The sequence below is a fragment of the Kitasatospora sp. NPDC114501 genome (assembly GCF_055633695.1).
Map to the genome: position 1 here is coordinate 1 of NZ_JBVKDS010000037.1, position 9,597 is coordinate 9,597.

5 protein-coding genes are annotated in these 9,597 nt (G+C 71.2%); 4 read left to right on the forward strand and 1 reads right to left on the reverse strand.

From position 1 onward, the window contains the following. The first annotated feature begins 407 nt into the window (after positions 1 to 407). Genes cas7g through ACZ7RU_RS36835 form a run of 4 tightly spaced genes read left to right on the forward strand, consistent with a single transcriptional unit; the run spans position 408 to position 7,278 of the window. Positions 408 to 1,598: a type I-G CRISPR-associated RAMP protein Csb1/Cas7g gene (gene cas7g / locus ACZ7RU_RS36820; protein ID WP_470345372.1), complete on the forward strand. Its 1,191-nt coding sequence runs from the start codon at positions 408 to 410 to the stop codon at positions 1,596 to 1,598. Positions 1,599 to 1,604: 6 nt separating this feature from the next. Next, positions 1,605 to 3,077: a type I-G CRISPR-associated protein Csb2 gene (gene csb2 / locus ACZ7RU_RS36825; RefSeq protein ID WP_470345368.1), complete on the forward strand. Its 1,473-nt coding sequence runs from the start codon at positions 1,605 to 1,607 to the stop codon at positions 3,075 to 3,077. Further along, entirely contained in the window at positions 3,074 to 6,166 is a 3,093-nt protein-coding gene (gene cas3g, locus ACZ7RU_RS36830; protein ID WP_470345369.1) for a type I-G CRISPR-associated helicase/endonuclease Cas3g, read from the forward strand. Before csb2 ends, cas3g begins: the two co-directional genes overlap by 4 nt. 2 nt (positions 6,167 to 6,168) lie before the next feature. Beyond that, a complete protein-coding gene (locus ACZ7RU_RS36835; protein WP_470345370.1) occupies positions 6,169 to 7,278 on the forward strand; it encodes a type I-G CRISPR-associated protein, Cas3-extension family in 1,110 nt (369 codons plus the stop codon). A gap of 1,041 nt (positions 7,279 to 8,319) precedes the next feature. On the opposite strand, the gene ACZ7RU_RS36840 is transcribed toward ACZ7RU_RS36835, so the two are convergent. After that, positions 8,320 to 8,448: a hypothetical protein gene (locus ACZ7RU_RS36840; RefSeq protein WP_470345371.1), complete on the reverse strand. Its 129-nt coding sequence runs from the start codon at positions 8,446 to 8,448 to the stop codon at positions 8,320 to 8,322. Positions 8,449 to 9,597 lie beyond the last annotated feature (1,149 nt).

Below are 9,597 nucleotides of genomic sequence, written 5' to 3' on the forward strand. Positions count from 1 at the left end.
CTACCTCGCCGGCCTCCACCTCCGCGCCGCGATGATCTGGATCGACGACCTCCTACGAACGACTCGTTGATCACAACCTCACACAGGCCCTAGAAGCCCAGCCTGTGGCCCGCGCGGCGTCAGCCTGCCGTGGGACGTCTCCAGGGCGACGAAGGCAATCGGCTGCGGCCGCTCACCTTGGGTTGGCAGGTGACTTCGGAGGCCAACTGGCCCAGAAGGATGCGGATTTGCCGATATTGGGCTCGAAGGACAGTGCTACTGCCAGTCGGAAGAGCTCGGCGAACTTTAGTCCAAGTCATCTCCGCATAAGCAATTCTGACGATCTGTCACTCAAATGAGTGATGGCTGTCGGTGGCGGCTGCTTCGATGCGAACTGTCAGAGAGATTCCTGCCCAAGGAGGGCTTCCATGAAGGCGTTGTACGAGCGGTTGGCTGAGGCGGCGAGCGGGCTGTCGGCGGACGGTGCGATCCGGATCGTGGCCCAGTACGAGCCGGTGGCCGGTGTGGGGGCGCCGGTGGCGCCGCCGACGGTGAAGGTCAAGGAAGGCGACGGCCCGGGGCATCTGTCCGAGAAGCGGTGGGTCGACGGCAAGGATGTCGAGGTGGTGCTGCTGGACCAGCGGCAGTCGCAGGCGAACCGCTGCGAGACGGCCCTGTTGGAAGCCGTCGACCTGGGGGATGTGGCGGTGCCGCACCTGGCGCTGCACGTGAGCGCGGAGGGCCGGGTGCTTCGGATGACGAACCTGGATGCGCCGCACCGCTCCCGCGACGCCTACTTCCGGGACGCGCTGGACGAGTCCGGTGCGAAGTTCGACGACACCACGGTGGGCCGGGCGCTTCGCGACGCCGGGACCGGAGACGTGCGGGCCTTCCTGAAGTCGGCCCCATCGGACCTGGTGTTCGGCCTCTGGGATTCGCACCGCAAGCGCCGTGTGCAGTTGAAGGTGCCGCGCACCTACACCTCGGAGTTGGTGGGTCTGGAGCCGCTGTTCGGGAAGCGGGCGGCGGGGCGGTTCGACAAGTGGAACTTCCCCGGCGACAACGTGGAGCTGACCGCCGACGGGTGGAGGCCGGTCGAGGGCACGGGGAAGAAGGGCAAGGGGAAGACACTCAAGGCGTCGGCGGTCGGGCACGGCATGATCCCGCCGGTCGAGGGGATGGGCGGGGTGACGGTGCGGGTGATCGAGCGGAACGCGACGCTGGCCATGGCGGGCCTGCGGGCGCTGCGCTTCGGTGACGCGCCGAAGGAGTACGTGCGGGCGGGGAGGGCTCTGCTGGGGGCGCTGGCGCTGCTGGGGGATCGGCTGGCGTTCGCGGCGCCGGCGGTGCGGCTGCGGTCGGGCTGCGACCTGCTGCTGGTGTCGGAGCGGATCGAGTGGGTCGGTCGCGGGCGTGAGGGTGTGGCGGTGACGGAGCCGCTGGAGCTGGACACGGCCGCTGAGGCGCTGGAGCTGTTCGAGTTCGCGCGCTCGCGGGCCGAGGAGGCGGGCCTCAAGTGGTCGAAGGAGCCGGTGTGGCTGCGGCCGAACGCGCAGGTGCAGCAGGCGATCGAGCGTTCCTTCCGCCTGGAGGGCATCGGCGAGGCGGAAGGCGAGTAGAGCGTCATGCCTTTCCACATCTCGGTGGAGCTGTTGGAGCCGCTCTACCAGGCGACTGCCACGGACGGTGAGCGCGCGGAGTGGCCGCCCCACCCGGCCCGCCTGTTCTGCGCGCTGGTCGCGCACGCCGACCTCGACGATGCCGCGCACCGGATGGCGCTGACCTGGCTGGAGGCGCAGGAGCCGCCGGTGGTCACGGTGCCGTCCAGGCCACTGGAGGCGGAGCACCCGCGCGCGGCGTGGGTGGTGACCAACATCGTGGACCCGAAGAAGGTGACCCATGGCCTGCTGCCGGGACGAACCGCCGGCGGCGTGCCGCGCGTGTGGGCGCAGAAGACGCTGTCCGGTACACGGATGGTGTTCAGCTGGGCCGCGGAGCCGGGGGAGGAACTCGCCCCGGTGCTGAAGGAACTGGCCTGCCGGGTGCCGTACTTCGGGCGTTCGACCGGTGCCGGGCTGCTGGAAGCCTGGTGCGGCCCCGACGAGCCCGGTGACGAGGATGGGGGGCGGCAGCGCTGGAGGCCTGTCGCCGCCGGGGAGTACCCGAAGGGCTCGCGGCCGATCCGGATCCCCTACCGCGGCTATCTGGCGTGGCTGGAGGAGGCGTTCGAGGAGCAGCGGCCGTCCTGGAGCCAGTCGGTCACCCACCACTATCTCGATCCCGACCACGCCGACCGGCCCGAAAGGCCGCTCGTGGAGGGGCCGTTCGGTGACCTGCTGACGTTCTCGTTCGCGCCGGGCGTGGCGCTGGACCCGCGGTGGACGCTGGAGCTGACCGGCCGGCTGCGGGGCGCGGTGATGAGCACCCTGGAGGCGATGGGCCACGACGTCGAGGCGATGACCACGGTCCACGGCCACAAGAACAGCCCGGACGACCCAAGGCCGGTCGCCTACCTCGCACTGCCGTTCGCCGGCCACCAGCACGCCGACGGGATGCTGCGCGGCCTGGGCATCGCCCTGCCCCGCGAGATGCCCAGGCAAGACCGCAAGGCGCTGCTCGCCGCGCTGCTCCACCACGACGGAGGCTTGCGCTGGATCCGTTTCACGGACGGGAAACCGCTGGACCTGGTGCGGGTCAGTCCCGCCGACCAGGACTCGTGGCCCCTGACCGTCCAGCCGTGGGCCTGGCAGGGGCCCTCGACGGTGTGGACCACGGTGCTGCCGATGGTCCTCGACCGCTTCCCCAAGAAGTACGAGGAAGCCGCGTGGGCGGACTCGGTCGCGGCCAGCTGCGCCGCGGCCGGGCTGCCCGAACCCGCCCGGGTACAGGTGAGTCCGCGCGGCGGACTCGTCACCGGCGTGCGAGACGCGGACCGGTTTCCGGTGCGCCGCAAGGACGGGGAGAGGCCGCTGCCGAGCTGCCACGTGCGCCTGACCTTCCCGGCCCCGGTGACGGGGCCGGTGGTGCTGGGCAGCAAGAAGAACTTCGGCCTGGGCCTGTGCCGCCCGGACCCGCACTCTCAGGAGGGTGATCAGTGACGGGCACCGAGCGGCCGCCAGCGATCGAGGCAGCCGAGTTCCCGGCCTTCTTCCGGGAGGTCCACCACCACACCCACTGCCCCGACGGGACCGTGACCGCGGTGTGCGACGGGTGCGAGGACTGGAAGCCGTTCCCATGGCAGAACGCCTACCTGGCCGCTGTGGCCGGTGGCGCCGACTGGCCCGACCTCGACGTCCCCACCGCGCTGGGGAAGACGACGTTCATCGACATCTGGCTCTTCCTCCTCGCTCAGCAGCACACCCTCCACCGACACCAGGAACTGGGCCGCGAGCACCGGACAGTGCCGCTACGGCTGTTCTTCTGCGTCGACCGGCGTCTCGTGGTCGACCAGGCCCACCAGCACTCCATCGAGCTGGCCGCGGCCCTCGCCGAGGCACCGGCCGGCTCGGTGCGGGCGAAGGTCGCCGCCGCGCTGCGCGATCTCGGCGGCGGCGAGTCGCCGCTGGAGGTGGTGCGGATGCGCGGCGGCACCCGCTGGGAGTCGAACTGGGTGCGCAGCCCGGCCCAGCCGCTGGTGGTGACCTCGACCGTGGACCAGTACGGCAGCCGTCTGCTGTTCCGCGGCTACCACACCTCCCCGCAGCGCGCTCCGATCGACGCCGCGCTGACCGGGCACGACGCCCTGCTCGCGCTGGACGAGGCCCACCTGTCGAAGGCCCAGCTCGCGACCGCCGCCGACACCGCGCTCTATCAGCAGACGGCGGTGCGAGGGGAGTTGGCGGCGCGGGCGCTTCGGGTGGTGAGCCTTTCGGCGACCAGCGCCACCAGCGGCCGTCCCCGCCAGGGCATCAGTCAAGACGACCGCGACCATCCGATCGCCGGGCGGCGGATCGCGGCCGAGCGCCACGTGACGCTGCTCGACGCCGGCGCCTGGTCGAAGAAGCCCGCGGAGGCGTTCGCCCTGGCCGCCGAGACCGGCCTGGACGCCGTCCTGCCCGTCCTGCGGCTGCCCGCGGTCGCGGTGATCGCCAACACCATCACCCACGCCCGCGCCGCCCACGAAGCGCTCGCCCGGCGCACCGACGTGGACGTGCTGCTGCTGACCGGCCGCTGCCGGCCCGCGGAGCGCGACCTGCTCGTCACCGGCCCGCTGACCGAACTCCTCGACGGTGTCAGCCGGGACCGCGAGCGCCCCCTCGTCGTGGTCAGCACCCAGACCCTCGAAGTGGGGATCGACTGCACGTTCGGGGCGATGGTCAGCGAATGCGGCGACTGGGCCTCCGTCCTGCAGCGCCTGGGACGCCTCGACCGCCGCGGCGAACTCGGCGCCGTGCCCGCGATCCTCGTCCGCACCCACAACCCTGATGACCCGGACCGCATCCCCGTCTACGGTCAGGCCGCCGCGAACACCTGGCAGTGGCTCACCGGGAAGGCCTCCACCTATGACACCCAGGATGCCGCCGAGCTGACCCCCCGCCTCCTGGACGGCCTGGTCCTCAACCCCGCCACCCTGCCGGGTCTGTTGGACGGCACCGACACCGCACCGCTCACCCGCGCCGGCGAACACATCCCCCCGGTCGAGCAGGTGCGGCTGGGCGCCTTCGCCCGCACCAGCCCCATCCCCGTCCCCGACGAATCGCCCGCCCCCTTCCTCCACGGCCTCGACACCGGCCAGCCCGAAGTTCAACTCCTGTGGCGCGCCGACCTCCCCACCGACACCACCGACCCCGAGACCCTCGCCGAACACATCCGCACCACCCCCGTCCACTCCGCCGAAACCCTCGCCCTGCCCCTCGCCGCGGTGCGCCGCTTCCTTACCCAACCCCGTACGACCCCCGACACCAGCGACCTCGAAGGCCCCGACGCCGACACCACACCCGAACCCCGCAACCCACCCACCCGCCTACGCACCACCGTCCTCCAACGCGAGACCGACGGAACCTGGACCACCCCACGCGCCGCCGACGACCTGAAGCCCGGTGCCACCCTCGTTCTGCCCGCCACCGCCGGCGGCCACGACGCCTACGGCTGGACCGCGGACCCCGACACCCCCGTCCCCGACCTCGGCGGCCACCCCACCGACAACACCCGCACCCCACTGCGCCTCGACCCCGTCGTCCTGGCCAGCACCACCGGCACAGCCCCCGAGCAGTTCACCCCGATCATCAAACAAGCCCGCACCGACCTCACCACAGACCCCGACGACCCGGACACCCCGAGCACGACCGACGCGGTTCGCGCCGCGATCACCGGCCTGCTCGCCGCCCTGCCCACCGGCACCCCGGCCGACGGCCCCGCCCGGCACACCCCGGCGCTGCGCCGGCGCCTGGAGGACCTGCTGGAGGTCGCCGAGTGGCGCACCGGACGGTCGGCCGTGGCCGGGGTGGTGCTGCTCGACCACGGTGGTCCGGGCCGGATCGTCCTCCTCCCGCCCCGGCTCGCCGGCACCGGCCGCTACCGGGTCGTCGTGGACGACGAGGACCCGGACGGCAGCAGCCTCACCCGCGTCGTCACCCTCAAGCGCCACCATGAGGCCGTCGGCGAACGCGCCCGCGTCTTCGCCGAGGCCGTCGGGTTGCCCGAGGACCTGGTCGACGCCGTCGTGCTGGCGGCCCGGGCCCACGACTGCGGCAAGGACCACCCGCGGTTCCAGTGCATGCTCTGCTCCGGTGACCGCCTGCTCGCCGAGGCTCTGCCCGAAACCCTCGCCAAGTCCGGAATGGACCCCGCCGACCGCGCCGCCCGCCGACGCGCCGCCCGCCTGGCCAACTGGTCCAAAGAACTGCGCCACGAAGCCCTCAGCGCCGCCGCCGTCCACACCTGGCTCGCCACCGACCTCGCCACCGCCCGAGGCCTCGACCACGACCTCATCACCCACCTCGTCGCCGCCCACCACGGCTACGCCCGCCCGATGCTGCCCGCGTTCGCCGACCCCGAGCCGGTCCTCGTCGAGTGCACCATGCCCGACGACACCACCGTCACCGTCTCCAGCACCGTGATCGGCACCGACTGGATGGGCCCACGCCGCTTCCGTGCCCTCAACCGGCGCTACGGCTTCTGGGGCCTGGCCCTCCTCGAAACGGTCCTGCGCCTCGCCGACATCGCCTGCTCCGAAGAAGGCAGCTGACCATGCACCAGCTCGAACTCCCCGCCCTGCGCGCCGACGACCCGCTCGGCTTCCTCGCCGCCCTCGGCGTCCTCGAACTCACCACCGCCGCCCTGCCCACGGAGCCGTACCTCCACTGGAAGGGCCCGGCCGGCGCGGCAGTCCTCACCACCGACCAACCCCTCACCCTCGACACCCTCACCGAGCTCCTCGCCAGCCACCTCCCGCCCAAGCGCGCCAAGACGGCCCGCACCGCCGGGGACCCCGCTGACGCCGCCGAGACGGAGGACGGGGAAGGCGAGGACGCCGATGTGGCCGACACGGAAGGTGAAGTCTGGGACTCCTTCCCGCACGTCCCCGGACTCCTGACCCGACCACGCGAGGACCCCACCGCCCCCAACGAAGCCCTGCGCATGCGCGTCGACGCCGCGCACCAGACGCTTCGCGAACTCGCCCAAGTCGAACGCGAGGCAGGCGACCGCCACGCCCGCTGGTTCGCCTCCCTGACCAACGTCATGTGCTTCGAAGACACCAAGCCCAAGACCGGCAAGAACGACCCGGAACCTGCTGAAGGGGCACATCCCGCCACGGTGCGGCGCACCCCCGTCACCCCGCTGATCGCCGCCGCCGGCCAGATGACCATCACCGGCCTGATGCAGAAAGCCGTCCTCGGCTGCCACACGGACCCGAGGCAGATCCGCTCGGCCCTGGACGGCTGGCGCCGCGTCCCCGACTACGCCTCCGCCAACTTCGACCACCGCTCCCTCGGCGACGCCCACACCAACTCTGAAGGCAAGGCCTACCAGCGCGGAGCCCCCGGTCCCACCTGGCTCGCCCTCCACGCCCTCGCCGCCTTCCGACTCACCGCCACCGGCCGCACCCAAGCCGCCACCAGCTGGGACACCGCCGACAGCCGCGGCGCCCTACGCTGGCCCGCCTGGACACCACCACTCACCACCACCGACGTGACCGTCCTCCTCGAACACCCCGCCGTCCGCGCCACCGAACCCGGCACGAACCGCAATGCCAGAATGCTGACCAACCTCGGCGTCACCGCCCTCTACACCGCGCCCCGAACCGGCCTCAAACAATCCAACGGCCCCCTCGCCGCCAGCCGCCACCTCTGGCCCTGAACCCCACCGCCAACCGCGCCCCAACACCCGGTCCTTGACAACTCCACAGCGCTGACAAACACGACGAGACCCGCCCGACCACGACGTCGGAACCACAAGCACACACGAAAACACCCCACTGCACCGAAGCAATAAGTCCGAATTGCCCCAAAGGGCGCTCTTGCAGACACAGCAACTGACCCGCCGAACGACCGAACCGGCAGCTCAACCGCCATCGCTCCGCACCATTCCGGTGCGGCACCATCGCGGGGTCAGGTCCTGCTGGGCAATGGCGCACTGGGCCTGTGTTCCTCCGCACCTCACCGGTGCGGCACCATCGCAGGGACCAGGTCGGCGGCGCAACCGCCACATTGACCAACGTCGCTCCGCACCGCTCTTGTGCGGCGCCATCGCAGCATCAGCTGGAACACGTCCGGGAACAGGCGTGGGATGGGTCGCTCCGCACCATCCCGGTGCGGCACCATCGCAGCCCGGCCTTGGAGTTGGTCCGGTCCGACGGCCGCGGTCGCTCCGCACCACGCCGGTGCGGCACCATCGCAGCACGAAGCCCTGCCGATCGAGGAAATCCACAACGAACGGTCGCTCCGCACCATCCCGGTGCGGCTCTATCGCAGCCGACACACCTGAGAGCTCATGACCCTCGCGACCACCCGTGCCTCTGCGCCACTTCGGTGCGGCACCATCGCAGCCACTTCGCCGGCGTTCCCGGCACCGCTGCCTCGGTCGTCGCTCCGCATCGTCCCGGTGCGGCACCATCGCAGCTAGACCCCGAAGCCGACACCGCCCACGCCGACCAGTGTCGGTCCGCACCACCCCGGTGCGGCACCATCGCAGCATGCAGCGCGCCGACGGCATCCTGACCGACCTTCAGTCCCTCCGCACCATTCCGGTGCGGCACCATCGCAGGAGGACGTGGCGGGTCAGATCCTCGTCCCCATCGTGGGGTCACTCCGTACCATCCCAGTGCGGCACCATCGCAGCATGTGCAGGTCGGTGGCCCGGCTGCTGCCCTCGATGTCGCCGCACGATCCCGCTGCGGCATCAGGGCGCTTCGGCGAGGAAGGCGGCGGCCAGGCCGAGTTCGGCTCCTTCCGTACCGCCCTGGTGCGGCACCATCACAGCATCATCGTGGTCGACGCCACCCGACACGGCGTCGGCGTCGCTCCGCACCTTCCCGGTGCGTCACCATCGCAGCAGGTGCCCGGCAGAGGTGACGAGCGCGGCGTGCAGCACTCCCTCCGCGCCATCCTGGTGCGGCACCGTTACAGGGGAACCCCTTACCTCGTCCTCGCAGAAGGTGACCGGTCGCTCCGCACCACCTCGGTGCGGCACCATCGCAGCACCGTCCGCGTCAGGCGGGAGATGTTCTCGTTCTCCCCTCCCTCCGTACCCTTCCGATGCGGCACCACCGCAGCTACGGCGACCGCCTCGCCCCCGCCAACGACCGCAACTCGCTCCGCACCTTCCCGGTGCGGAACCATCGCAGCTCCGACTACTGCCGACCTGTGGTGCAGGGGATGAGGCTGTCGCTCCGTACCATTCCGGTGCGGAACCATCGCAGCGCCGGGCTGAGCGCCGTTCCGGCCTGGCACGAACGGTCGCTCCGCATCATCTCGGTGCGGCACCATCGCAGCTACCCGGCCAGTGCCAGCTCGGCGGGAGATCCGGCGGCCGCCGTCCCGGTGCGACACCATCGCAGCACCTACGAGGACGGCTCCGGCGAGCCGGACGAGCCCGTTGCTCCGCACCATCAGGGTGCGGCACCATCGCAGCACCGCACCGTCGAACGACGAAGCCGCGATGCAGGGGTCGCTCCGCACCATCCCCGTGCGGCACCATCACAGCCCGCACGGCGTCTTCGCCAGCGGCGTCGCCCCCCGTCGCCCCTCCGCATCGCTACGGTGCGGCACCATCGTAGTATCCAGTTGATCGTGGCGTTCCAGCCGTTGACCGCAGTCGCTCCGCATCAACCCGGTGCGGCACCATCGCAGCGACTACTGGTGCAAGGGATTCGCGATGGCCCCGCCTGTCACTCCGCACCATCCCAGTGCGGCACCATCGAAGTTCCTCCACGTCCAGGGAACAGAGGACCAGGAACACACGTCGCTCCGAGCCATCCCGGTGCGGCACCATCGCCGCGACTGCTCCAGCTTCGTCCAGTACTCGCACTGGCCGACTTCTCCGTACCTGCTGGTACGGCACCATCACAGCTACGCCTAAGGCCTGTCTGATAATTGATCTTGTGGCAGGTCGAGGTGAGTTGACGGATGCGGCGTGGGAGCGGATAGAGCCCCTGTTGCCGCGGGTGGATGGGCGTGG

What these genes read in the sequence shown, in the direction of transcription:
- cas7g (WP_470345372.1), top strand. Translation starts at nt 408, where the DNA reads ATGAAGGCGTTGTACGAGCGGTTGGCTGAGGCGGCGAGCGGGCTGTCG.
- csb2 (WP_470345368.1), top strand. Translation starts at nt 1,605, where the DNA reads ATGCCTTTCCACATCTCGGTGGAGCTGTTGGAGCCGCTCTACCAGGCG.
- ACZ7RU_RS36835 (WP_470345370.1), top strand. Translation starts at nt 6,169, where the DNA reads ATGCACCAGCTCGAACTCCCCGCCCTGCGCGCCGACGACCCGCTCGGC.